23 protein-coding genes are annotated in these 23,292 nt (G+C 71.9%); 17 read left to right on the top strand and 6 right to left on the bottom strand.

What is annotated here, in order from left to right:
• The first annotated feature begins 3 nt into the window (after positions 1 to 3).
• Together ACIBCT_RS08655 and ACIBCT_RS08650 are read left to right on the top strand one after the other, a co-directional pair.
• Positions 4 to 1,989 (top strand): prolyl oligopeptidase family serine peptidase, encoded by a 1,986-nt coding sequence (locus ACIBCT_RS08655; protein ID WP_399186774.1) that lies wholly within the window; start codon positions 4 to 6, stop codon positions 1,987 to 1,989.
• A 241-nt stretch (positions 1,990 to 2,230) separates the two neighbouring features.
• Positions 2,231 to 3,025, top strand: coding sequence for an inositol monophosphatase family protein (locus ACIBCT_RS08650; protein ID WP_399186773.1), 795 nt, complete (start codon positions 2,231 to 2,233; stop codon positions 3,023 to 3,025).
• A gap of 152 nt (positions 3,026 to 3,177) precedes the next feature.
• Here ACIBCT_RS08650 and ACIBCT_RS08645 read toward each other — a convergent pair whose 3' ends face one another.
• Entirely contained in the window at positions 3,178 to 3,342 is a 165-nt protein-coding gene (locus ACIBCT_RS08645; protein ID WP_344901342.1) for a hypothetical protein, read from the bottom strand.
• Positions 3,343 to 3,561: 219 nt separating this feature from the next.
• Here ACIBCT_RS08645 and ACIBCT_RS08640 point away from each other — a divergent pair, with 219 nt between their 5' ends.
• The 5 genes from ACIBCT_RS08640 (at position 3,562) to ACIBCT_RS08620 (ending at position 8,529) form a co-directional block, all read left to right on the top strand.
• Complete coding sequence (locus ACIBCT_RS08640; protein ID WP_399186772.1) at positions 3,562 to 4,215, top strand: response regulator transcription factor; 654 nt, start codon at positions 3,562 to 3,564, stop codon at positions 4,213 to 4,215.
• The gene (locus ACIBCT_RS08635; protein ID WP_399186771.1) at positions 4,212 to 5,624 is read left to right on the top strand and encodes a sensor histidine kinase; all 1,413 of its coding nucleotides are present in this window, start codon (positions 4,212 to 4,214) and stop codon (positions 5,622 to 5,624) included. The genes ACIBCT_RS08640 and ACIBCT_RS08635 overlap by 4 nt, the downstream gene beginning before the upstream one ends.
• A gap of 272 nt (positions 5,625 to 5,896) precedes the next feature.
• Positions 5,897 to 6,196: a DUF4193 domain-containing protein gene (locus ACIBCT_RS08630; protein WP_344901336.1), complete on the top strand. Its 300-nt coding sequence runs from the start codon at positions 5,897 to 5,899 to the stop codon at positions 6,194 to 6,196.
• An 82-nt stretch (positions 6,197 to 6,278) separates the two neighbouring features.
• The gene (locus tag ACIBCT_RS08625; RefSeq protein ID WP_399186770.1) at positions 6,279 to 7,088 is read left to right on the top strand and encodes a hypothetical protein; all 810 of its coding nucleotides are present in this window, start codon (positions 6,279 to 6,281) and stop codon (positions 7,086 to 7,088) included.
• A 55-nt stretch (positions 7,089 to 7,143) separates the two neighbouring features.
• Entirely contained in the window at positions 7,144 to 8,529 is a 1,386-nt protein-coding gene (locus ACIBCT_RS08620) for a trehalose-6-phosphate synthase (protein ID WP_399186769.1), read from the top strand.
• Between the two features lie 49 nt (positions 8,530 to 8,578).
• Here ACIBCT_RS08620 and ACIBCT_RS08615 read toward each other — a convergent pair whose 3' ends face one another.
• The gene (locus ACIBCT_RS08615; RefSeq protein ID WP_399186768.1) at positions 8,579 to 8,875 is read right to left on the bottom strand and encodes a DUF4235 domain-containing protein; all 297 of its coding nucleotides are present in this window, start codon (positions 8,873 to 8,875) and stop codon (positions 8,579 to 8,581) included.
• A gap of 79 nt (positions 8,876 to 8,954) precedes the next feature.
• Between ACIBCT_RS08615 and valS the strand changes: the two genes are divergently transcribed.
• From valS to ACIBCT_RS08580, 7 genes are all read left to right on the top strand, one after another.
• Positions 8,955 to 11,732 carry a valine--tRNA ligase gene (gene valS, locus ACIBCT_RS08610; protein ID WP_399186767.1) on the top strand — a complete coding sequence of 926 codons (2,778 nt, stop codon included), beginning with the start codon at positions 8,955 to 8,957 and terminating at the stop codon, positions 11,730 to 11,732.
• Between the two features lie 462 nt (positions 11,733 to 12,194).
• Positions 12,195 to 13,406, top strand: a complete 1,212-nt coding sequence (locus ACIBCT_RS08605; RefSeq protein WP_399186766.1) for an AI-2E family transporter — start codon at positions 12,195 to 12,197, stop codon at positions 13,404 to 13,406.
• An 11-nt stretch (positions 13,407 to 13,417) separates the two neighbouring features.
• Positions 13,418 to 13,969, top strand: a complete 552-nt coding sequence (locus tag ACIBCT_RS08600; RefSeq protein ID WP_399186765.1) for a PaaI family thioesterase — start codon at positions 13,418 to 13,420, stop codon at positions 13,967 to 13,969.
• Positions 13,966 to 14,409, top strand: coding sequence for a dUTP diphosphatase (dut, locus tag ACIBCT_RS08595; protein WP_399186764.1), 444 nt, complete (start codon positions 13,966 to 13,968; stop codon positions 14,407 to 14,409). Before ACIBCT_RS08600 ends, dut begins: the two co-directional genes overlap by 4 nt.
• Before the next feature lie 180 nt (positions 14,410 to 14,589).
• Complete coding sequence (locus tag ACIBCT_RS08590) at positions 14,590 to 15,276, top strand: DUF3710 domain-containing protein (RefSeq protein WP_399186762.1); 687 nt, start codon at positions 14,590 to 14,592, stop codon at positions 15,274 to 15,276.
• A 50-nt stretch (positions 15,277 to 15,326) separates the two neighbouring features.
• Positions 15,327 to 15,719 carry an OB-fold nucleic acid binding domain-containing protein gene (locus tag ACIBCT_RS08585; protein ID WP_344901310.1) on the top strand — a complete coding sequence of 131 codons (393 nt, stop codon included), beginning with the start codon at positions 15,327 to 15,329 and terminating at the stop codon, positions 15,717 to 15,719.
• 18 nt (positions 15,720 to 15,737) lie between these two features.
• Positions 15,738 to 16,412, top strand: a complete 675-nt coding sequence (locus ACIBCT_RS08580; protein ID WP_399186761.1) for a DUF3159 domain-containing protein — start codon at positions 15,738 to 15,740, stop codon at positions 16,410 to 16,412.
• Positions 16,413 to 16,604: 192 nt separating this feature from the next.
• Here ACIBCT_RS08580 and ACIBCT_RS08575 read toward each other — a convergent pair whose 3' ends face one another.
• The gene (locus tag ACIBCT_RS08575) at positions 16,605 to 17,282 is read right to left on the bottom strand and encodes a potassium channel family protein (protein WP_399186760.1); all 678 of its coding nucleotides are present in this window, start codon (positions 17,280 to 17,282) and stop codon (positions 16,605 to 16,607) included.
• Positions 17,282 to 17,947, bottom strand: a complete 666-nt coding sequence (locus ACIBCT_RS08570; protein ID WP_386248228.1) for a potassium channel family protein — start codon at positions 17,945 to 17,947, stop codon at positions 17,282 to 17,284. The genes ACIBCT_RS08575 and ACIBCT_RS08570 overlap by 1 nt, the downstream gene beginning before the upstream one ends.
• A gap of 113 nt (positions 17,948 to 18,060) precedes the next feature.
• On the opposite strand from ACIBCT_RS08570, the gene ACIBCT_RS08565 reads away from it, so the two are divergent.
• The 3 genes from ACIBCT_RS08565 (at position 18,061) to ACIBCT_RS08555 (ending at position 21,770) form a co-directional block, all read left to right on the top strand.
• Positions 18,061 to 20,100: an APC family permease gene (locus tag ACIBCT_RS08565; RefSeq protein WP_399186759.1), complete on the top strand. Its 2,040-nt coding sequence runs from the start codon at positions 18,061 to 18,063 to the stop codon at positions 20,098 to 20,100.
• Positions 20,101 to 20,165: 65 nt separating this feature from the next.
• Positions 20,166 to 21,488, top strand: a complete 1,323-nt coding sequence (locus tag ACIBCT_RS08560) for a class I SAM-dependent RNA methyltransferase (RefSeq protein WP_399186758.1) — start codon at positions 20,166 to 20,168, stop codon at positions 21,486 to 21,488.
• A gap of 120 nt (positions 21,489 to 21,608) precedes the next feature.
• Positions 21,609 to 21,770, top strand: a complete 162-nt coding sequence (locus ACIBCT_RS08555; protein ID WP_399186757.1) for a hypothetical protein — start codon at positions 21,609 to 21,611, stop codon at positions 21,768 to 21,770.
• Positions 21,771 to 21,908: 138 nt separating this feature from the next.
• On the opposite strand, the gene ACIBCT_RS08550 is transcribed toward ACIBCT_RS08555, so the two are convergent.
• Positions 21,909 to 22,118: a hypothetical protein gene (locus ACIBCT_RS08550; RefSeq protein ID WP_399186756.1), complete on the bottom strand. Its 210-nt coding sequence runs from the start codon at positions 22,116 to 22,118 to the stop codon at positions 21,909 to 21,911.
• A gap of 402 nt (positions 22,119 to 22,520) precedes the next feature.
• Positions 22,521 to 23,276: a protein phosphatase 2C domain-containing protein gene (locus tag ACIBCT_RS08545; protein ID WP_399186755.1), complete on the bottom strand. Its 756-nt coding sequence runs from the start codon at positions 23,274 to 23,276 to the stop codon at positions 22,521 to 22,523.
• Positions 23,277 to 23,292 lie beyond the last annotated feature (16 nt).

Raw genomic sequence — 23,292 nt, 5'->3', positions numbered from 1 at the left:
TCCGTGACTCCATTCAATGACATTCATGACTATGTCGGTGTACCGCGGCTGGTGTCCCTGCGGCTCTCCCCCGACGGCACGCGCCTGGCGGGCGTGGTCCAGGCGCTCAACCCCGACGGGAAGTCGTACGGAACCTCGCTGTGGGAGATCCCCCTGGGCGACGGCGCACCGCGCAGGCTGACCCGGTCGGTCAAGGGCGAGGCCGGGGCGGAGTTCACCGGAGCCGGTGACCTGCTCTTCGGCTCCCGCCGGCCCGACCCCACGGTCAAGGACGCGGACGAGGAGGTCCCGGCCCTCTGGGCGCTGCCGGCGGGCGGCGGCGAGGCCCGGCAGATCGCCTCCAGGCCGGGCGGCGTGACCGGGTTCGCCACCGGCGGGCGGACCGTGGTCTTCGGCTCCGACGTGCTCCCCGGCGACGAGGCCGACGAGGCCGGGCGGCGCAAGGCGCGCAAGGAGGGCGGGATCAGCGCGGTCCTGCACGAGGACTACCCGGTGCGCTACTGGGACCACGACCTGGGGCCCGGCGAGACCCGGTTGTTCGCGGGCACCCTGGGGGACGGCGAGCGGCTGACCGAGGTCAGGGACCTCACCCCGCAGCCGGGCCGGGCCCTGACCGACGAGGCCTCCTACGCGGTGACGCCGGACGGCTCCACCGTGGTGACCACCTGGAGCGTGCCCCTGCCGCACGGCGAGCGCCGGTCGGAGCTGGTCGCGATCTCCACGACCGCGGACGGCTCCCGGCGGGTCGTGGCCGGGCAGGACGGCCACGACTTCGAGGGCCCGGTCAGGATCTCCCCCGACGGCCGTATGGTCGCGTGCGTCCGCAGCAACCACGCCACCGTCGACCGCATCCCCGAGACCGTCCTGTGGATCGTCGACCTGGCCACCGGCGAGGGGCGCCCGGCCGCGGGGGCGCTCTGGCCGGGCGACCTCGTCTGGGCCCCCGACTCCCGCTCCCTGTTCGTCACCGCCGACCACCGGGGACGGAGGCCGGTCTTCCGGGTCGCGGCCGACGGCTCCGCGCCGGAACGGCTGACCCTCGACGACGCCGCGTACTCCTCGCTCAACGTCGCGCCCGACGGCGCCGTCTACGCGCTGCGCAGCGCCGTGGACGCGCCCGCCGCCCCGGTCAGGATCACCGCGGACGGCACGATCGGGACGCTGGCCTCTCCCGCCCCGCGGCCGGAGACGCCCGGCACCCTCACCGAGGTCACCGCGACCGCCGACGACGGCGCGGAGATCAGGGCCTGGCTGGTGCTGCCCGAGGGGGCCTCGGGCGAGGACCCGGCCCCGATGCTGCTCTGGATCCACGGCGGCCCGCTGGCCAGCTGGAACGACTGGTCCTGGCGCTGGAACCCGTGGATCATGGCCGCGCACGGGTACGCGGTGCTGCTGCCCGACCCGTGCCTGTCCACCGGGTACGGGCCGGAGATGATCCGGCGCGGCTGGGCCGACTGGGGCCCGCGGACCCACGCCGACCTGATGGCGATCACCGACGCCGCGCTGGAGCGGCCCGAGGTCGACGCCACCAGGACCGGCGCCATGGGCGGTTCCTTCGGCGGCTACATGGCCAACTGGCTGGCCGGGCACACCGACAGGTTCAGGGCCATCGTCACCCACGCCTCGCTGTGGAACCTCGACCAGTTCGCCGGCACCACGGACGCGTCCATGTACTGGCAGCGGGAGTTCGGCGCCCCGGGCGGCGAGCTGTACACCAGGCTCTCCCCGCACCTGTCCCTGGAGAACATCACCACCCCCATGCTCGTCGTGCACGGCGACAGGGACTACCGGGTCCCCATCAGCGAGGCCCTGCGCCTGTGGTGGGACCTGAGGCGCTCGGAGGTGGAGTCGAAGTTCCTCTACTTCCCCGACGAGAACCACTGGGTGCTCAAGCCGGGCAACGCCATCGTCTGGTACGAGACCGTCCTGGCGTTCCTGGGGCAGCACGTCCTGGGCCGCGAGTGGAAACGGCCGGAGTCGCTCTCGTGAGCCTCGCCCCTCGGATCGGGTGGGACGATGGTGATCCGCGGGGCGGGTGTCCCGGCGGGGGGGGGGGGGGGGGGGGGGGGGGGGGGGGGGGGGGGGGGGGGGGGGGGGGGGGGGGGGCCGCGCCCCCCCCCCCCCCCCCCCCCCCCCCCCCCCCCCCCCCCCCGGGGCGGGCGGGAGACGGGACGGCGCGGCGGGTGCCGTGGCGAGCCCGGTGGAACGAGCGAGGAGCGGTGAGCGGATCGTGGACAGTGCCGTGACCTTCGGCCGGCTGGCGGAGGAGATCGCCAGGGAGGCCGGTGAGATGCTGCTGGCCAAGCGGCCTGCCCGGCCCGAGGTGCTGGTCACCAAATCCAGCCCCACCGACGTGGTGACGGCCCTGGACCGGGCCTCGGAGGAGTTGATCAGGGACAGGATCAAGGCGGTCAGGCCCGACGACGCGATCCTGGGCGAGGAGGGCGGCACCACCGGCGACGGCAGGGTCCGCTGGATCGTCGACCCGATCGACGGGACGGTCAACTTCCTGTACGGGGTGCCGGAGTGGGCGGTCAGCATCGCCGTGGAGGTGGACGGCGAGGTGATCGCCGGAGTGGTCAACGTCGTGCCCCGCGCCGAGGTGTTCACCGCGGTCAGGGGCCGGGGGGCGTGGCTGGCGGGGGAGCGGCTGAGCTGCAACACCGGCGTGCCGCTGGAGCGGGCCCTGATCGCCACCGGGTTCGGCTACGGGAGCGGGCGCAGGGCGGTGCAGGCCGAGGTGCTGCGCCACGTGCTGCCCCGGGTGCGCGACATCCGACGGGGCGGCTCGGCCGCCTCGGACCTGTGCGCGGTGGCGGCCGGGCGGCTGGACGGCTACTACGAGCGCGGCCCCCAGGAGTGGGACTACGCGGCCGGGGGCCTGATCGCCGCCGAGGCCGGGGCCCGGGTCGGCGGGCTGGAAGGACGACCGGCCAATCCGGGCCTGACGCTCTGCGCGGCGCCCGGCCTGTTCGAGGAGCTGCACGACCTGCTGCTCGGGCTCGACCCGGAACGCGACGCCTGACCGGAACGGGACGTCCGATCCTGACGCGGCGCCCGATCGGGCCGGGACGCGGCGCCCGATCCGGGCCAGGTGCCCGACCGGGCCGGGCATCGGCCGGGCGTGGGCCGGGCATGGAAGAGCCCCCCGGCCCGGCCGGGGGGCTCTTCCCGCCATCAGCGCTGGAGGGGAACGCCGTTGTCTGTCGCCAGACGCTGGAGATCCTCGATCTCGGCGGTGAAGGTGTCGGCGAGGTAGTCGTCCCCGCTGGACCGGGCCTCCTGCAGGTTCCTGTAGGCCTGGTCGAGGCGGTGTTCGATTGTGGAGGTGAACTCGCCCATCTCACCTTCTTTCTCACGGGCTCAGGGGATGGAAAGTAGCGCGGTAGAGACTGGATCCGGCTGTACCCACGGTGAACAGCGCGCTAAACCTCCGTGTTTCCGACATCACGCGCAGTGCTCACATCGGGGACCCTTACCGTGTGCTTACAGGGGAGGGAGCGACAATGGGGAGCCGTTCCAGCGGCGGTCCGGGAAATGTGACGGGAGGTGCCATAGGCCGTGCGAGTGCTTGTGGTTGAGGACGAGCGGGTGCTCGCCGACGCGATCGCGACCGGGCTCCGGCGCGAGGCGATGGCCGTGGACGTGGCCTACGACGGTGCCGGCGCGCTGGAGCGGACGGGCTACATCGACTACGACGTCATCGTCCTGGACAGGGACCTGCCCAAGGTGCACGGGGACGAGGTCTGCCGCCGGCTGGTGGCCTCCCGTACCGCGTCGCGGATCCTGATGCTGACCGCGTCCGGCGACGTGGACGACAAGGTCGAGGGGCTGGGCCTGGGGGCCGACGACTACCTGGCCAAGCCCTTCGTGTTCATCGAGCTCGTGGCGCGGGTGCGCGCGCTCGGCCGTCGCTCGGCCCCCGCGCTCCCGCCGGTACTGGAGCGCTCCGGGGTACGCCTGGACCCGGGCAAGCGGCTGGTCAGCAGGAACGGTGAGGAGATCGCGCTCACCAAGAAGGAGTTCGCGGTCCTGGAGGAGCTGATGCGCGCCGAGGGGGCGGTCGTCAGCCAGGAGGACCTGCTGGACAAGGCGTGGGACGAGAACATCGACCCGTTCACCAACGTGGTGCGCGTCACCATGATGACCCTGAGGAAGAAACTGGGCGAGCCCCAGGTGATCGAGACGGTTCCCGGGGTCGGGTACAAGCTGTGAGCACTCCGGCAGGCGGGGGAGAGGACCGCCCGACCTTCGTCCCGACGGGCCAGGGCGGCGAGTCCGTGCCGACCCACCCGATGATCAGCCCGCACTCCGAGCGGAGCGGGTGGAAGAGCGAGCAGCTCGGCTCCGGGCCGGTGGACCCGCAGGGCAAGGCGCTCGTCGGCCACCCCCCTCCGCCGACCGGTCCGCCCGCCTGGGACGGGCCGCCCCCGGCCGACGCCTCCATGACGCCGCGCACCCTCCTGGACAGGGCGCGGTCGATCATCGACCGGGTCAGCATCCGCTGGCGGCTGACCATCACCTACGCCGTGCTGTTCTTCACGGCCGGAGCCCTGCTCGTGGTCGTGATCTACCTCGTGGTGGGCTGGTCGCTCTACTCGGCGTGGCCGGATTTCCCCATCACCGACCTGGAACAGCTCACCGGGCCGGAGCTGGCGGCCAACATCAAGCAGGAGTGGCGCTGGCAGCAGCACATCGCGATCACCGGAACCCAGCGGGAGCTGCTGGCCCGCTCGCTGCTGGCCCTGCTCGGCGTGGGCATCCTGGCCGTCATCATCGGCTACATCGTCGCCGACCGGGCGCTCAAGCCGATCCAGCAGATGACCGCCACCGCCCGCAAGCTGTCGGGCAGCACCCTCGCCCACGAGCGGATCGACCTCAAGGGCCCCGACGACGAGCTCAAGGAGCTCGCCGACACCTTCGACGCGATGCTCACCAGGCTCAATGTGGCCTTCGACACACAACGGCGGTTCGTGGCCAACGCCTCGCACGAGCTCCGCACCCCCCTGACCATCAACCGGACGGTCCTGGAGATCGCCCTGGGCGACCCCGAGGCGTCGGGCGACCTCAAGGCGCTGGGCCGCACCCTGCTGGAGGTCAACGCCCGTAACGAGCGCCTGATCGAGGGCCTGCTGCTGCTGGCCCGCAGCGAGCGCGAGCTGAGCGTGCGCAAGCCGGTGGACATGAAGGACGTGGCCGAGACGGCCGTCGACCAGCTCGCCGCGCGGGCCGAGGAGGCCGGGGTCACCGTGACCGCCGAGCTCCGGTCGGCCGAGACCGTCGGTGATCCGGTCCTGCTGGAGCGGTGCGTGGCCAATCTCGTGGAGAACGCCATAAAACACAACCTTCCCGAGTCCGGACGTTTGTGGGTGAGGACGGGAATGGTGGAGGGGGCCCTGGTTGTTCAGGTGGCCAACACGGGGCTGCACGTCCCCGCGTACGAGGTGAACAGCCTTTTCGAGCCGTTCCGGCGGCTCAACGCCGACCGGGTCGACTCGGACAAGGGGGCGGGGCTCGGGCTCTCCATCGTCCGCGCGGTCGTGCGGGCCCACGGGGGCAATGTGACCGCCCTGCCCAGGGACGGAGGAGGGCTGGTGGTCACCGTGCGACTTCGGCCACGTTGATCCGGCGGGGGGCGTCTCGTTCACGCCGTACATGTGGTTGGATGTGCCGTCGAACACGGTGGTGCATGCCGCCGATGCTGTGGTTTACGCCATATTTGGCTAACCGTGGCCATTGGCAGTACGTCCCTCACGTGTAGGGAGGTTCAGTGACCATTCCGGCGGGGTACCCAAGCAGGAATCTCTCTGGCGGATCGGGCACAAGCCGTGCCTCTCGAACGTTACACACGCGCGAGTGAGCGCAGACAGCTAGATGAGGGGGATGGAGCAGACCGATGGCTACCGACTACGACAGTCCACGCAAGACCGACGACGACCTCAGCGAGGACAGCCTGCAGGAACTGCAGGCGCGCCGTACCGACAAGTCCTCGGGCAGCATCGACATCGACGAGACCGATCTCGCCGAATCGCTCGAACTGCCGGGCGCGGACCTGTCCAACGAGGAGCTCTCGCTCCGGGTGATTCCTCGCCAGGCCGACGAGTTCACCTGCGCGCGCTGTTTTCTGGTGCACCACCGCAGCCAGCTCGCCGTGGAGAAGAACAACCAGCAGATCTGCCGGGAGTGCGCGGCCTGACGATGATTCCGACGGCCTGTCCGAGGTGTGTCCCTCCCCTTCGGGGTAGGGCCTTCGGACAGCCTTGAGGAGGTTCCGAGACATGACGTCAGAGAACAGGCAGACCGGTGCCGCGCCGGACGACTTCACGGCCGAGAAGTCGGCCGGCGCGCATGAACGAGAAGTCGCGGAGATCGTCGGCAGGCTCGCAGAACCGGGCGACATGGACGGGGCCGAGCGGCGGAAACTGCTCGGCCGTCTCACGAGATCGCTCGCCCAGGGGGCGAAGAAGGCCAAGGCGTCCGGGGCGGGCCGGGGCCGCTGGCTGACCGACGTCTTCATGGCGGTGGCGCCCCGCATCCCCATCCGCGACCTCGCCACCCTCTCCGACCACCACCACGGCCTCACCTCCGAGGCGCTCGCCGACGACCTGGTACGGACCGCGACCAAGGCCACCATGGCGGTCGGCGCCATCGGCGGGGCCGTCGCCGCGGCCGAGTTCGCCGCGCCGCCCCTGCTGCTGTCGGCCCCCGCCCAGCTGGTCGCCGAGACCCTCGTCGTCGCCGCGATCGAGGTCAAGCTCATCGCCGAGCTGCACGAGGTGTACGGCCTCCAGGTCCCCGGCACCGGCTCCCAGCGCGCCATGGCCTTCGCGATGGCCTGGTCCAAGCAGCGCGGGGTCGACCCCATGGCCCCCGGGACGATGACCGTGGCCCTCGGCACCGCCGCCAAGACCGCGCTCCGCAACCGGCTGATGCGCACCATGGGACGTCACCTCACCACCTTCGGTCCCTTCCTCACCGGAGCCGTGGCCGGCGGGTTCCTCAACCGCGCCGCCACCAACAAGCTCGGCGACGCCGTACGGGCGGACCTGAGGATCCAGCGCGGTGCCCTTCCACCTGGAAAGTCATAGAAGTTCGTTGAACGGGTAGTCCTTTACGTAAGCTCTCGACTACCTGGAGGATTCTGTGCTGGGCCGCAGCGCGTTCGTGATCGTCGCCAACCGTCTTCCCGTCGACCGGGTCGGGGAGGACATGTGGCGGCGCAGCCCCGGCGGCCTCGTCACCGCGATCGCCCCCGTCCTGCAGCGCAGGGAGGGGGCGTGGGTGGGCTGGCACGGCGCCCCGGACGAACGGCTGGAGCCCTTCGAACACGACGGCATGCAGCTCGTGCCCGTCCCGCTGTCGGAGGAGGAGGTCGAGCTCTACTACGAGGGCTTCTCCAACGGCACGCTCTGGCCGCTCTACCACGACGTGGTCGCGGCCCCGATCTACTCGCGCGTGACCTGGGAGTCCTACCGCGCCGTCAACGAGCGCTTCGCCCAGGCCGCCGCCGAGGAGGCCGCGGAGAACGCGGTCGTGTGGGTCCAGGACTACCAGCTCCAGCTGGTCCCGGCCATGCTCCGCAAGCTCCGCCCCGACCTGCGCATCGGGTTCTTCCTGCACATCCCGTTCCCGCCGGTGGAACTGTTCTCCCAGCTGCCGTGGCGGCGTGAGATCGTCGAGGGCCTGCTCGGCGCGGACCTGGTCGGGTTCCAGCGGCCCGGCGGCGCGTCCAACTTCATCCGGCTCTGCCGGATCCTGCTCGGCTACCAGCACCACAAGAACGACATCCAGGTGGGGGACCGGCTGGTACGGGCCGCGGCCTTCCCGATCTCCGTGGACTTCGGCGAGCTCGACTCGCTGGTCAGGGAGCCGCACATCATCGCCCGCGCCAGGGAGATCCGCGCCGAGCTGGGCGACCCGGAGTGCATGCTGCTCGGCGTGGACAGGCTCGACTACACCAAGGGCATCGGCCAGCGCCTCAAGGCGTTCGGCGAGCTGCTCTCGGAAGGGACGATCAAGCCCGGCGAGGCGGCGTTCGTGCAGATCGCCACCCCCAGCCGGGAACGGGTCGAGGAGTACATGCGGCTGCGCGACTCGATCGAGCTGCAGGTCGGGCGGATCAACGGCGAGCAGGGCGAACTGGGGCAGCAGCCGGTGCAGTACATGCACCAGTCCTACGGCCGCGACGAGCTGGCCTCGCTCTACCTGGCCGCGGACGTGATGGTCGTCACGCCGCTGCGCGACGGGATGAACCTGGTCGCCAAGGAGTACATCGCCTGCCGCAACGACCTGCGCGGCGCGCTGGTGCTCAGCGAGTTCGCCGGGGCGGCCGACGAGCTGCGCCAGGCGTTCATGGTCAACCCCTACGACGTCGACGGCCTCAAGCGGGCCATGCTGGCCGCGATGCGGGCCACCCCGCACGACCTGTCGCGCCGGATGCGCTCGCTGCGCCGCAGGGTCTCCACCTACGACGTGGACCGCTGGGCCAAGGAGTTCCTGGCCGCGCTGGAGGCGCGTCCCGCGTCCTGACTCCCGGGCCCGGCGGAGGCCGCGTCCCCGGCGGGGACGCGGCCGATCGTCAGCTCGTGACGTCCTTGGCGGCGGCCTTGACGGCCCTCCAGGCGTCGTAACGCTTCCTGGCGGTGCGGGCCACCACGATCTGCGTCACCTGCATACCGACGCCCATCACCACGGCGTAGCCGATCGCCTCACCGAGGTCGACCTCCAGCGACTCGTTGTCGACCGGGGCCTTCCTGCCCGTCGCCTTCTCCCAGGCGAAGCCGACGATCTTCCTCACGCCCCAGGCCGTGGCCAGGCCCAGCAGGCCGCCGATGGCCTTCCACGCCATGTCCTGTTTCTCGGTTGTGTCGGCCATGTGGTCCTCCCGTTCGCGGTCGCTCAGAACCCTAGTCTCTCCGAGCGCCGCCCTGTTCGAAGCCATACCATAGGGAGGCATGACACAACGGCGACCGCGCCCCGCGCCCATGCCCGAGAAACCCACTCTCGACGGCCTGGAGTCGGTATGGGCGAGCCGCTGGGAGGCCGAGGGGACCTACCGTTTCGACAGGTCGTGCACGCGCGAGGAGATCTACTCGATCGACACCCCGCCGCCGACCGTGTCCGGTTCCCTGCACGTGGGACACGTCTTCTCCTACACCCACACCGACACGATCGCCCGCTTCCGGCGGATGCGCGGGCGCGAGGTCTTCTACCCCATGGGCTGGGACGACAACGGCCTGCCCACCGAGCGCCGGGTGCAGAACCACTTCGGCGTGCGCTGCGACCCCTCCGTCCCCTACGACCCCTCGTTCGCACCGCCCGAGCGGCCCGACGCCAGGCGGCAGGTCCCGATCTCGCGCGGGAACTTCATCGAGCTGTGCGAACGCCTCACCACCGAGGACGAGAAGGCGTTCGAGGAGCTCTGGCGCCGCCTGGGCCTGTCGGTCGACTGGTCGATGACGTACGCCACCATCGGCACCGACGCGCGCGCCGCCTCCCAGCGCGCCTTCCTGCGCAACCTGGCCCGGGGCGAGGCGTACGCGGCGCAGGCGCCCACCCTGTGGGACGTCACCTTCCGCACCGCCGTGGCCCAGGCCGAGCTGGAGGACCGCGAGTGGCCCGGGGCCTTCCACCGGCTGGGCTTCACGCTCTCGCAGGAGCAGCGGGCCAGGGGGTTCGGCGACCGGGTCTGGATCGAGACGACCCGCCCCGAGCTGCTGCCCGCCTGCGTCGCCCTGGTCGCGCACCCCGACGACGAGCGCTACCGGCCGCTGTTCGGCACCACGGTCAGGACGCCGCTGTTCGACGTCGAGGTGCCGGTGCTGGCCCACCACCTGGCCGAGCCCGACAAGGGGTCCGGCATCGCGATGATCTGCACCTTCGGCGACGTGACCGACGTGGTGTGGTGGCGCGAGCTCGGCCTGCCCACCCGCCCGGTCGTCGGCTGGGACGGCAGGCTGCTGCCGGACGCGCCCGAGGGCGTGCCCGCGGAGCCGTACGCCGAGCTGGCCGGCAGGACCGCGCACGGGGCCCGCGAGCGGATCGTGGAGCTGCTGCGGGCCTCGGGCGGCATGGAGGGCGAGCCCAGGCCGGTGCGGCGCGCGGTGAAGTTCTACGAGAAGGGCGACCGCCCGCTGGAGATCGTCACCACCCGGCAGTGGTACCTGCGCAACGGCGGGCGCGACCTCGCGCTGCGCGAGGCGCTCCTGGAGCGGGGCGCCGAGCTGTCCTGGCACCCCTCGTACATGCGGGCCCGCTACGACGCCTGGGTGCGGGGTCTGGCGGGGGACTGGCTGATCTCCCGGCAGCGGTTCTTCGGCGTGCCGATCCCGGTCTGGTACCCGCTGGACGGCGAGGGCGAGCCCGACCACTCCTCGCCCATCACGCCGCCGGAGTCCGCCCTGCCGGTGGACCCCGCGGGCGACGTGCCGCCCGGATACACCGAGGACCAGCGCGGCAAGCCGGGCGGTTTCACCGCCGACCCCGACGTCATGGACACCTGGGCCACCTCCTCGCTCACGCCGCAGATCGCCGGGGGCTGGGAGCGCGACCCCGACCTGTTCGACCGGGTCTTCCCGATGGACCTGCGCCCGCAGGCCCACGAGATCATCCGGACGTGGCTGTTCTCCACCGTGGCCCGCAGTCACCTGGAGCAGGACGCCCTGCCCTGGAGCGACGTCGCGATCTCCGGTTGGATCATCGATCCCGACCGCAAGAAGATGTCCAAGTCCGTGGGCAACGTGGTCACCCCGTTCGGGCTGCTGGAGCAGTACGGCTCCGACGCGGTCCGCTACTGGGCGGCGCACGGCCGTCCGGGCACCGACACCACCTTCGACACCGGCCAGATCAAGATCGGCCGCCGTCTGGCCATCAAGATCCTGAACGCCTCCAGGTTCGTCCTCGGCCTCGGCGAGGGCGGCGGCGAGGTCACCGAGCCGATCGACCTGTCGATGCTGGCCCGTCTGGCGGAGGTGGTCGACGAGGCCACCGAGGCGATGGAGGGCTACGACTACACCCGCGCGCTGGAGCGGACCGAGCGGTTCTTCTGGGAGTTCTGCGACGACTACCTGGAGCTGGTCAAGGCCAGGGCCTACGACGGCGTGACCGGCGCCGGGCGCCCCGGGCGGACGGGACGCGCCGGTGACGCGGGCGAGGGGAACGGCGACGGCACGGCTCCCGGTGGCACGGGGGACGCGGGTCCCGGTGGCGCGGGCCCCGACGGCAGGGCGGACGCGGGTCCCGGTGGCGCCGGGGACGCGGGCGGGGCGACGGGCCCGGGTGAGGCGACGGGCCCGGGTGAGGCGACGGGCCCGGGTGAGGCGACGGGCCCGGGTGAGGCGAGCGAGGCCGCGCGTTCGGCGCACGCGGCCCTGCGCGAGGCCCTCGACGTCATGCTCCGGCTGTTCGCCCCGTTCCTGCCCTTCGTCACCGAGGAGGTCTGGTCCTGGTGGCGGGAGGGCTCGGTGCACCGGGCGTCCTGGCCCGAGCCGGACCGGCGCGGGGGCGATCCCGAGCTGCTGCCCGCGGTGGCCGCGGTCCTCGGCCGGGTCCGCAAGGCCAAGTCCGACGCGCGCCTGTCCATGCGCGCCGAGGTCTCCCGGCTGACCGTCACCGGCGCGGGGGTCGACCTGGTGCGCCAGGCCCAGGACGACCTGTGCGGCGCGGGCGTCATCGACGAGTTCGTGCTCCGCCCCGGCGAGGGCGAACTGCTGGTGGAGGTCGCCCTCACCTGACCGCGGCGCCCGCGACTCTGTCCTTTCCGTCGGGCCGCGCCGTCGTACGGTCGAGACACGACAGGTGAGGGGAGGACGGGTCATGCCGCCAGGATGTGGAAACTGCAGCTGCTACCTCGAGGACAGGGTGATCTCCCGCCCGCCGGCCGAGCGCTGAGCCCGGCCGGGCGGGCGCGGACCGACCGCACGGACCGGCACCCGCCCCACCGGGCGGGTGCCGGCTCCGGGCAGGGGCCCGGCCACGTCGCGGCCGGGCCCCACGTCCCGGCCCGGCCCCGGTCGTCTCCCGGCCAAGCCCCGGTGGCTCCCGGTCAGGCCCCGGCGCGTCCCGGACCGAACCCGGGCGCGTCCCGGACCGAACCCGGGCGCGTCCCGGACCGAACCCGGCCGTGTCCGGGTCGCCGCCGTGTCCGCCCGGTAACCCGCGCGCATTTTCCGTACCGGCGTGACAGGCTTGGATTCGTGATCTCCGACAGGGAACGCCTGACCGGCCTGGTACCCCGCACGCTGCTCCGCCTCGCCCTGTGGAGCCTGTGCCTGATCATCATCGGCTGGGCCGTCTTCTACTTCGCGCAGTTCATCGCGACGCTGCGCATCGTGGTGCTGCCGGTCGCCGTGGCACTGCTGCTGACCGCGTTGCTGTTCCCGATCACCCGGCGGCTGGGCGCGATGGGCCTGCGGCCCATCTACGCCACCTGGATCACCATGCTCATCGCGCTCACCGTGCTCGGCGGCACCGGCTGGATCATCGGGGTCCGCGCGAACGACGAGTTCCCCGGCCTCGTCGACCAGGTGCGCCAGACGGCCAAATCCGTCGAGAACTGGCTCTACACCGGGCCCCTGCACCTGCAGCCGAACCAGCTGACCAGCATGGTCGACGAGGTCAGCAAGCAGGTCACCGCCCAGCGCAACCAGATCACCCAGACGGTCCTGACCGGCGCCACGGTGGCGGTGGAGGTGCTGGCCTCCATCGTGCTGCTGCTGTTCGTGACGTTCTTCCTGCTCAAGGACGGCGACCGGATCTGGTCGTGGTTCCTCAAGGGGTTCGGGAGCATGGCACCGCGCGTCGACCGGGCGGGCCGGACGGCCTGGGTGACGCTCTCGCAGTACGTGCAGGGCACGGTCGCGGTGGCCGCCGTGCACGGCGTGATCATGGGCATCGTGCTCGCGGGCATGGGGGTGCCGCTCTGGGCGCCGCTGGCGGTGCTGATCTTCCTGGCCAGCTTCATCCCGATCGTCGGCATCTTCTTCGCCGGGGCGGTGGCGACGCTGGTCACCCTGGGCGCCAAGGGACCGATCTACGCCCTGATCTTCCTCGGCATCCTGCTGGTGGAGCAGCAGCTGGAGAACCACGTGCTGCAACCCCTGATCGTGGGCCGGGTGCTGCACTTCCACCCCCTGGCCATCATCCTGGCCCTGGCCGTGGGCGGCATCCTGGCGGGCATCGCCGGCGCGGCCGTGGCGGTGCCGGTCGCCGCCGTGATCTACCGGGCACTGCCCGAGCTCAGCGCCTCCCCGCCGCGCGCCCTGCCACCGGCCTCGCCCCACCCCGACCCGGGCCCCGGCGGCCCCGAAGGCCCCGGCGGTCCCGCGGAGCCCGTCCCGGGCCCGGCGGAGCCGCCCGCCGAGGCGGGAAAGCCGGTGAATGAGGAATCACCGCAGTCCAAGGGGTAACGTTCTGCCCCGTGACCCGTTCCACCGTGACCACCCCCCCGCCGGACGCCGTCCGTCCGGGGCCACTTCCCGGCGGGCCCGCCCCCGGTTCCCCGCTCGGTCCCCACTACAGCCGTTGTTTCGGCTGCGGGGACGACCACCCCACCGGCCTGCACCTGACCGCCACCACCCCTGACGGGATCACCGTCCAGGCCAGGTTCGTCGTGGGGGAGAGCCACCAGGGCGCGCCGGGCCTGGCCCACGGCGGCGTGCTCGCCGCCGCGATGGACGAGGTCATCGGCATGTCCGTCTGGCTCTTCCGGAAGCCCTACGTGACCGGGCGGCTGGAGACCGACTACCTCACGCCGGTCCCGGTCGGCACCGAGCTGTATCTGCGCGCCTGGTGCAACGGCATGTCCGGCCGGAAGGCGTACCTTGAAGCTGAGGGCCGGATCGGTTCCGCGGACGGCCCGGTCGCCGTGCGGGCCGCGGCGCTCTTCATCGAAGTGGGCATGGAGCACTTCGTGGAGCACGGCGGCCAGGCGATCATCGACGAGCACCACGAGTACGAGGTGAACCCGTGACCCACACCGTCGAGGTGTTGATCCACCGGCTCGACGCGGACCTGCCGCCGCCGTCGTACGCCCACCCGGGCGACGCGGGCGCGGATCTTCACGCGGCCGAGGACGTCGAGCTCCTGCCCGGCGAGCGGGTCGTGGTCGGCACCGGGGTGGCCATCGCGCTGCCGGACGGGTACGCCGCGTTCGTCCACCCGCGCTCCGGCCTGGCCGCCCGGCACGGGGTGACGCTCGTCAACGCGCCCGGCACCGTGGACGCGGGATACCGGGGCGAGATCAGGGTGACGCTGCTCAACACCGACACCAAGGACGCCGTACGGCTGCGCCGGGGGGACCGCATCGCGCAGCTGGTGATCCAGAAGGTGGAGAGGGCGGTGTTCCACGAGGTGGACCGGCTGCCCGGTTCGGCGCGAGGCGCCGGCGGGTTCGGGTCCACCGGCCGATGAGGGCGCCGACGGTGCCGTCGGCGCCGGGGACGCCGGAGGTGTCCGGGGCGACCGCGGTCCCCCGGGGAGCGAGGCCGGTGCGGTGGGTGCGGCGGATCCGGTGATCCGGACCCGCAAGGGCCCCGGCCCGTGACCGCCCGCCACCCGGCGGGATGAGTGACCAGTGAATCTTCAAGGAGCGTGAGGAAAGTGTTCCGACGTCGCCGTCGTGAGGAGTCCCCGGCCGTCAAGGCCGCGGTGGAGGAGGCTGAGCAGGTCCCGACCCGGGAGTCCGGCCCGTGGGACTCCGAGGAGCCGTACCCGGAGCGGGAGAGGGTCGATCTCGGCGGGATGCGCCTGCCGGTCGACGCCGGTTTCGAGATCCAGCTCAACCTGGCCGGGGACCAGATCGTCGGCGCGGTGGTGCTGTACGACGAGAGCGCCCTGCAGGTGCACGCGTTCGCGGCGCCCAAGCGCAGCGGCATCTGGGACGAGGTCAGGTCCGAGCTGGCCGAGGGCGTCAAGAGCGCCGGTGGCACCGCCGAGGAGCGGGAGGGGCCCTTCGGCGTCGAGCTGGCCGCCAGGATCCCGGCCGAGAGCGGCGGCGACCAGCCGGTCCGCTACATCGGCGTGGACGGGCCGCGCTGGTTCCTGCGCGCGGTGATCAGCGGTCGCGCCGCCCAGGGCGCCGACTCCGCCGCGACGCTGGAAGGTGTCGTCCGGGACATAGTCGTGGTACGCGGGGACGAGCCGATGGCACCCAAGGAGGCGATCGAGCTCCGGCTGCCGCCCGAGGCCAGGCAGGGCACGGAGCAGCAGGGCGGCGGCAGGGACAAGCCCGACCTGAACCCCTTCGGCCGGGGGCCGGAGATCGCCGAGATTCGCTGACGGGCCGGATCGCGTACGCTGATGCGACTCGTATGTGAAGGAGAGGGTCCGTGGGTTCTCAGGAACCGCATAAACAGGGCGGCCTGCGGGGCTTCCTCCGCCGCCTGACCGCCGGTCAGGCGGAGCTGGAGGCCGACGAGCTTCAGCAGGACCTCGACCGTCACGGCGCCACCGCCATCGTCTCGTGCGGCGGGCGCCGCCGGTTCTGCGTCACCGGCACCCTGCGGACGGTGACGCTGCGCCCCCGCGGGGGCGCCCCGGCGCTGGAGGCCGAGCTCTACGACGGCTCCGACGTGATCGACCTGATCTGGCTGGGCCGCAGGAGGATCGCGGGCATCGAACCCGGCCGCCTGGTGCTGGCAGAGGGACTCGTCAGCATGCAGGATGGACGCAAGGTCATGTTCAACCCCAGATACGAGCTGCGCCCGGCCGCCGGTGCGTGAGCGATCGACCACGAGACGGTGAACGAAGAGATGACCACCAGCGAGGAGACCGCCGCGCACGACACGGTGGAAGCCGTGCTCCGCAGCCAGCTCGCCAAGGCGTTCGGCGGGATACGCGGTGTCGTGGAGGCCGCCGTTCCGACCATCGCCTTCACCGGCATGTGGATCACCACCTCGGACCTGAGAAGCTCCCTCATGGTCAGCATCGGGACGGCGGTGCTGCTGCTCGTCGTGCGGCTGGTGCAGCGCTCAACGCCCCAGTTCGTGATCAACAGCTTGATCGGCATCGGCATCGGCGCGTTCTTCGCCTCGAGGACCGGCCAGGCCGAGGACGTCTTCCTGCCCGGCATCCTCTACAACGCGGGCTACTCGGTGGCCATGCTGCTGTCGATCGTCACCCGCTGGCCGGTGGTGGGCTTCATGATCGGGTCCGTCACCGGTGACCCGACCGCCTGGCGCTCCGACCCGGCCGTGGTGAAGCTCTGCACCAAGCTGACCTGGCTGCTGATGATCCCGTGCGTGGTCCGGGTGGCGGTGCAGCTGCCCGTCTACCTGATCGGCCGGGACCAGGCCGTCGCCGAGCTGGGCATCCTCAAGATCGTGATGGGCTGGCCGCTCCAGATCGCGGCACTGGCCGCCATGGTGTGGCTGCTGGCCCGCGGCCGGACCCCGGTGCAGCCCACCACCTCCTGACCGGGCCTTCCGGCACCGTCCCGAGAGCACCGTCCCGAGAGCACCGTCCCGAGCGCCTTCCCCGCACGGTTCTCCGCGGGGTCCCTCGCGGCTCTTCCGGTCCCCGGTTCTCCCGCGCGAGGGCCCGGGCCGGGGTCCGGCACCGCCCGGAGCGGCCCTTCCCCGGCACGGGGCCGGGGGGCGGCCCGGGGCTCAGCGCGGCGTGCGGTGCGGGTGCGGGGACAGCAGCTCCGCCAGCTCCTCCTCGACCTCCTGGCTGGCGACGAACATCAGCTCGTCCCCGGCCTCCAGGGGGTCGTCGGCGGTGGGCACCAGCACCCGTCCCTCGCGCAGGATCGCCACCAGGGCGGTGTCGTTGGGCCAGGGCACCGAACCGGCGCGCTGGCCGACGACCGGCGCGTCCTCGGGCAGGGTGAGCTCGACCAGGTTGGCCTGGCCCTGGCGGAAGGTCATCAGGCGCACCAGGTCGCCGACGCTGACCGCCTCCTCGACCAGGGCGCTGAGCAGGCGCGGGGTCGAGACGGCCACGTCCACCCCCCACGACTCGTTGAACAGCCACTCGTTCTTGGGGTGGTTGATCCTGGCCACCACCCGGGGCACCCCGTACTCGGTCTTGGCCAGCAGCGAGACCACGAGGTTGACCTTGTCGTCACCGCTGGCGGCGACGACCACGTGGCAGTCGGCCAGGCCCGCCTCGTCCAGCGAGGAGATCTCGCAGGCGTCCGCGAGCAGCCACTCCGCCCTCGGTACGGTGTCGATCTTGATGGCCTTGGGGTCGATGTCGACCAGCAGGACCTGGTGGCCGTTCTCCAGGAGCTCGGCGGCGATCGAGCGGCCGACCGCTCCCGCACCGGCGATGGTGACGCGCATCAGTGCTCCTCTTCGGGGCCCGAGGACAGCACCTTGTTGATGCGGTCCATGTCGGTCTCGACCGCCAGGACGTGCAGCACGTCGCCCTCCTGCACCACCGAGTCGGTCCGGGGCAGCAGGGTCTCGCCCATCCGGTTGACGAACGCCAGGCGGGTTCCCGCGGCCGCCTCCAGGGCCCGTGCGGGCGTACCGACCCAGCCCGGATGATAGGCCACCTCGGCCAGCACCACACGCCCGCTGGGGTCGCGCCAGAGCGGCTCGGCGCCCTCCGGCAGGACGCGGCGCAGGATCTGGTCGGCGGTCCAGCGGACCGTGGCCACGGTGGGGATGCCCAGCCGCTGGTAGACCTCGGCGCGCCGGGAGTCGTAGATCCTGGCCACCACGTTGTCCACGCCGAACGTCTCGCGGGCCACCCGGGCGGAGATGATGTTGGAGTTGTCGCCGCTGCTGACCGCCACGTAGGCGCCGGCGGCCTCGATGCCGGCCTCCTCCAGGACGTCCCGGTCGAAACCGATCCCGGTCACCCTGCGCCCGCGGAACCCCGCCCGCAGCCGACGGAACGCCTGCGGGTCACGGTCGATGATCGCGACCGAGTGGCCACTGTCCTCCAGGATGTGCGCCAGAGTCGAACCCACCCGGCCACAGCCCATGATCACGATATGCATGCTCCCCCGCCGGTCGCCGTAGGCGGATCTTGCTCCGATGTATTCAGCCAGTATGGCCCGCTCCGGGAGTGCCGCGTCAGCCGCCCCGAGATTAGGGGCTAGCATCGGCAGACGTGTCGAAGGTGACGGACCTTGTCAAACGCCTTTTCATCGGGCGAGCGCTGCGCAGCACGCAGCTGCACGAGCAACTGCTGCCCAAGCGCATCGCGCTGCCGGTCTTCGCGAGCGACGCGCTCTCCTCGGTGGCCTACGCCCCCCAGGAGATCCTCGTCATCCTCTCGCTCGCGGGGGTCTCCTTCTACCACTTCAGCCCCTGGGTCGCCCTGGCCGTCGTGGTGGTCATGCTCACCGTGGTGGCGTCGTACCGGCAGAACGTGCACGCCTACCCCAGCGGGGGCGGCGACTACGAGGTCGCCACCGTCAACCTCGGCCCCAACGCCGGCCTGACCGTCGCCAGCGCCCTGATGGTCGACTACGTGCTGACCGTCGCGGTGTCGGTCGCCAACGGCGTCGACTACGTGGGCGCCACCATCCCCTACGTCGCCGAGCACAAGCCGCTGGTCGCGATCGTGATCGTGGTGCTGCTGACGCTGGTGAACCTGCGCGGCATCCGGGAGTCGGGGGCGGCCTTCGCCATCCCCACCTACGCCTTCATGTTCTCCGTCCTCGGCCTGGTCCTCTGGGGCGGCTTCCGGGTGCTCGTCCTGGGCGACGAGCTGCACGCCCCCACCGCCGACTACGAGATCATCGCCGAGCAGTCCGACCTCACCGCCTTCGCCGCGGCCTTCCTGATCCTGCGCGCGTTCTCCTCGGGCTGTGCCGCGCTCACCGGCGTCGAGGCGATCAGCAACGGCGTGCCCGCCTTCCGCAAGCCGAAGAGCAAGAACGCCGCGAGCACGCTGCTGATGATGGGCCTGGTGTCGGTGACGATGTTCATCGGCATCATCACCCTCGGGCTGGCCTCGGGGGTGAAGGTCGCCGAACCCTCGGTGGCCTTCCGGGACGTGCTCATCGAGGGGCGGCCGGCCGGGCCCGACTACTACCAGCAGCCGATCATCGCCCAGGTGGCCGACGCGGTCTTCGGCGGCGGCTCGCTCCCCTTCTTCGCCATCTCCGCCGTCACCGCGCTGATCCTGTTCCTGGCGGCCAACACCGCCTTCAACGGCTTCCCGGTGCTCGGCTCGATCCTGGCCCAGGACCGCTACCTGCCCCGCCAGCTGCACACCCGGGGCGACCGGCTCGCCTTCTCCAACGGCATCGTGATCCTCGCCGCCACGGCCTGCCTGCTTCTGTGGGGGTTCGACGCGGACGTCAGCCGCCTGCTCAACCTCTACATCGTGGGCGTCTTCGTGTCGTTCACGCTGAGCCAGATCGGCATGGTCCGGCACTGGACCCGGCACCTGGCGACCGAGGAGGACCCCAGGGTCCGGCACCGGATGCACCGCTCGCGGACCATCAACTTCTTCGGCGGCGTGATGACCGGCGTGGTGCTGGTGGTGGTGCTGGTCACCAAGTTCACCCACGGGGCCTGGATCGTCTGCGTGGCCATGCCGGTGCTGTTCCTGATGATGAAGGGCATCCACGGGCACTACGAGAACGTCGCCGAGGAGCTCTCCGTCGACGAGGACGCCGAGCTGAGCGAGTCGATGCTGCCCGCCCGCAACCACGCGATCGTGCTCGTCTCCAAGATCCACAAGCCGACCCTGCGCGCCCTCGCCTACGCCCGCGCCACCCGCCCCTCCAAGCTGGAGGCGATCACCGTGGGGGTGGAGGGGCCCGAGGCCAGGGCGCTGCAGGAGGAGTGGGAGCGCCGCGGCATCCAGGTCCCGCTGAAGATGCTCGACTCGCCCTACCGCGAGATCACCCGGCCGATCCTGGAGTACGTCAAGTCGCTGCGCCGCCGCTCCCCGCGCGACGTGGTGAGCGTCTACATCCCCGAGTACGTCGTGGGCCACTGGTGGGAGCACCTGCTGCACAACCAGAGCGCGCTCCGGCTGAAGGGCCGCCTGCTCTTCCAGCCCGGCGTCATGGTCATCAGCGTGCCCTGGCAGCTGCACTCCTCCGACCGGCTCAAGGGCCGTCCGGAGCCCTTCGCGCCCGGTGCGGCCCGCCGACCGGCGCGAGGGGCTCAGGACGAGGACGTCAAGGCATAACCTTTCGTATGCGCTCTCGGGCGCGAGGAGGACCGACCGACGACGAATTCTGGGGGCAGCGGCCAATGGCGATCGAACTGACGGTGGGACCGGTTGCGCACGGTGGCTGGTGCGTCGCCCGTCACGACGGCCGGGTCGTCTTCGTACGGCACGCCCTGCCCGGCGAGCGCGTCATGGCCGAGATCACCGAGGAGACCTCCCGGTTCCTGCGGGCCGACGCGGTGGAGATCCTGGAGCCCTCCGCGGACCGGGTGACCCCGCCGTGCCCGTTCGCCGGCCCGGGCCTGTGCGGCGGCTGCGACTGGCAGCACGCCTCCCTGGACGCCCAGCGCCGCCTCAAGACCGACGTGGTGGCCGAGCAGCTCTCGCGCCTGGCCGGGATCGACTGGAAGGGGACCGTCGAGGAGGTCCCCGGGGCCCCCGACGGGCTCGGCTGGCGTACCCGGGTCCAGTTCGCCGTCGACCGCGAGGGCGGCCTGGGCCTGCGCCGCCACCGCTCCCACGACATCCAGCCGGTGGACCTGTGCCTGATCGCCCACCCCGAGGTGGAGAACGTCGGCGCCGAGGTCATGAACTGGCGCAACGCCTCCTCGGTCGAGGTCATCGCCTCCTCCACCGGCGACCAGGCCGTCGTGATCGCCCCCAAGCCCCGGCGCACGGTGGCCGTACCCGACCTCGACACGAGCGTGGCGGTCTTCGTCGACGAGGGCAAGGGCCGCAGCCGCGTCGTCCACGGCCGCAACCACCTGGTGGAACGCGTCGGCGAGCGGGACTTCCAGGTGACCGGCAGCGGTTTCTGGCAGGTGCACCCCGGGACGGCGGCCACCCTGCTGGACGCCGTCCTGGAGTTCGCCGCCCCGCAGCCGGGGGAGTGGGCGCTCGACCTCTACTGCGGCGTCGGCCTGTTCGCCGCCGGGCTGGCCGAGGCGGTCGGCCCCGAGGGGGCGGTCTTCGGCGTCGAGTCCGAGTCCGTCGCCGTCCGCGACGCCGAGCGCAACCTGCGCGACCTGCCCCAGGTCCGCTTCGCCAGGGGCCGGGTGGAGAACGCCCTGGAGCGCTTCGGGATCGAGCGCGCCGACCTGGTCGTGGTCGACCCGCCCCGGGCGGGGCTCGGCCGCGACGTCATCGCCGGCCTGACCGGCCTGCAGGCCACCCGGATCGTGTACGTCTCCTGCGACCCGGCCACCCTCGCCCGGGACCTGGCCTGGTTCGCCGAGCGCGGCTACTCCCTCGCCGACCTGCGCGCCTTCGACGCCTTCCCGATGACCCACCACGTGGAGTGCGTGGCGCACCTGGTCAAGGAGCCGGTCCAGGGTCCGACCAGCAGGGATGCTGTGGATGGTGTTTCGTCAAACCCCGGGACACACCCCGTCGAACCAAGATCATGACGCATGATCATGGAAACGCCCTGCCGCCGATCCGGCGCCCGCGGGGATGGTTCCCGAAAGAGGTCCGGGGTGCGCTTCGATCCGGCCCGCCCTGCGCCCTACGGGGCATCGTACGACCGCATGATGGCGGCCGCCCGCCAGGCGCTGCGCCGGGGTCGCGCGCAGGACCTCGAGCTGTCGCCGGCCGCGCTGGAACCCGCGGCCGAGACGGACATCGACCCGGCGGCGATCCGCACGCACATCCTGCTCACGCTCCACAGGGAGCTGATCCGCAGGCGGTGAGCTTCCGCCGGACATGCGCGCCCAGCGTCATCTGAGGTCCGGTGGAGCGGTGACCTCGCCCCTCGGAGGGGAGTGGGGGCGCAGAACACGAAGGGCCCCGTCCTGTGGGCGGGGCCCTTCCGTATGAGCGTGGAGGGACTACGAGTCGATGCCCTCGAGGCGGGCTACGACGCGGGCGAGCAGGTCACGGATCTCGATCTGGCCGGCCTTCAGGTCGGCGACGTCCTCGGTGACCCGGTTGAGCTTGGGCTCCATGGTGCCGAGGGTCCGCTCGATCACGCCGAGCCGGTCCTTGATCTCGGCGATGCCGGTCTCGACGGTGTCGATGCGCTCCTCGATGTACGGCATGAGGCCGGATAGGACGATCCCCCGCGTTCGCGGGCAGGCTTGCTGCCGATCGCCTGCCGGTGGGCCGGGCTAACACGGGCCGGACACTTCGACCAGTCGCCAGGGCGGGCGGGATCCGCCCCCCGGATGCGACCCGATCAGCACTCCTGCGCCACAAGAAGCCGCCGGGAGTGACATCTACCGTCAGGTGATGGCGAGGAAGAGACACCGAGTAAGCGAACACCCGCGGAGGCTTCCCAGCGGGAGGGTCATCAGGGTCCGTGCTCACAAGCGGGGCGGCAAAATCATGATCGCCGCCATCGCCATCGCAGCGGCGGTAGGAGCGGTGCTCGCCGTGCGCTCCGAGAGTCCCCCTCCGGAGCCCGCCCCGCCCCCGCCGGCCACCTCAACCGAATGACCCGTTCACCAGGAGATCCACGCCGCCGTCGCGTCGTCATGCCGCTTCGCGAAGGACGGTGCGCCCCGGCCCTGCTCCTCCCGTCGCACCCAGCGGATCAACTCCCCAGGGCCGTCGGTGGCGGCCGTGTCCACCAGCTGCTCCCAGGGGTGGCCGTACCACTCCATCAGTCGCGTGACGCCGTCCGTGAGGAGCAGGGCGCCGCTCACGGTGGACGCCTCCACCGAGCCCGACAGCGCCTCGTACGCGGCCTCCGGCTCGGTGGAGGCCACCCAGAACCCGCCCGGCCGGTTCCGGGACCGCCGCACCAGGTCGAGGCTGTACGGCCGGCCGCCGGGCAGGTGGCCGGTCCGGTCGTCGTCGACCACGGTGAGCGTGCCGTCCGTACGCCGGAGCGCGATGGGGGAGTCGCACAGCACCAGGTAGTCCACCAGGTCGTCACGCCGGCGCAGGACGGCCATCGTGGACGACGGGCTGTCAGGGTCGGTCAGGTCGCAGGTGTCGGCGTGGGCGGCCATCGTGGCCCGGATGGCGGCGGCGACGAGATCGGGCAGGCTCTCGCCCGGCCGGGTGGCGAGCCGGTGGGTCAGCGCGCTGCCGAGCTGTGCGACCAGCCAGGGCACGTCGTGCTCGCATCCCGAGTCCACCCCGGCCGGGGCGGTAGCCCCATCGAGCACGGCCACCCAGGTCGGCCCTGCGATGACGTGATCCTCGTTGTGCGGTCGACCGGGTGCCGCCACCGTCTCGTAGCTGATGCGCACTGAACGTCCTGGTCGG

This window comes from Streptosporangium sp. NPDC050855, from assembly GCF_044456585.1.
Taxonomy (GTDB): Bacteria; Actinomycetota; Actinomycetes; order Streptosporangiales; family Streptosporangiaceae; genus Streptosporangium; species Streptosporangium longisporum.
The sequence above is the reverse complement of the archived record's forward strand: the minus strand, read 5'-3'. Positions and strand labels throughout refer to the sequence as shown.

Coding starts and splice junctions, on each gene's coding strand:
- ACIBCT_RS08645 (WP_344901342.1), bottom strand. CDS start 3,342: ATGGGCGAGTTCACCTCCACAATCGAACACCGCCTCGACCAGGCCTAC.
- ACIBCT_RS08630 (WP_344901336.1), top strand. CDS start 5,897: ATGGCTACCGACTACGACAGTCCACGCAAGACCGACGACGACCTCAGC.
- ACIBCT_RS08625 (WP_399186770.1), top strand. CDS start 6,279: ATGACGTCAGAGAACAGGCAGACCGGTGCCGCGCCGGACGACTTCACG.
- ACIBCT_RS08615 (WP_399186768.1), bottom strand. CDS start 8,875: ATGGCCGACACAACCGAGAAACAGGACATGGCGTGGAAGGCCATCGGC.
- valS (WP_399186767.1), top strand. CDS start 8,955: ATGACACAACGGCGACCGCGCCCCGCGCCCATGCCCGAGAAACCCACT.
- ACIBCT_RS08575 (WP_399186760.1), bottom strand. CDS start 17,282: ATGCGCGTCACCATCGCCGGTGCGGGAGCGGTCGGCCGCTCGATCGCC.
- ACIBCT_RS08570 (WP_386248228.1), bottom strand. CDS start 17,947: ATGCATATCGTGATCATGGGCTGTGGCCGGGTGGGTTCGACTCTGGCG.
- ACIBCT_RS08560 (WP_399186758.1), top strand. CDS start 20,166: ATGGCGATCGAACTGACGGTGGGACCGGTTGCGCACGGTGGCTGGTGC.
- ACIBCT_RS08555 (WP_399186757.1), top strand. CDS start 21,609: ATGATGGCGGCCGCCCGCCAGGCGCTGCGCCGGGGTCGCGCGCAGGAC.
- ACIBCT_RS08550 (WP_399186756.1), bottom strand. CDS start 22,118: ATGCCGTACATCGAGGAGCGCATCGACACCGTCGAGACCGGCATCGCC.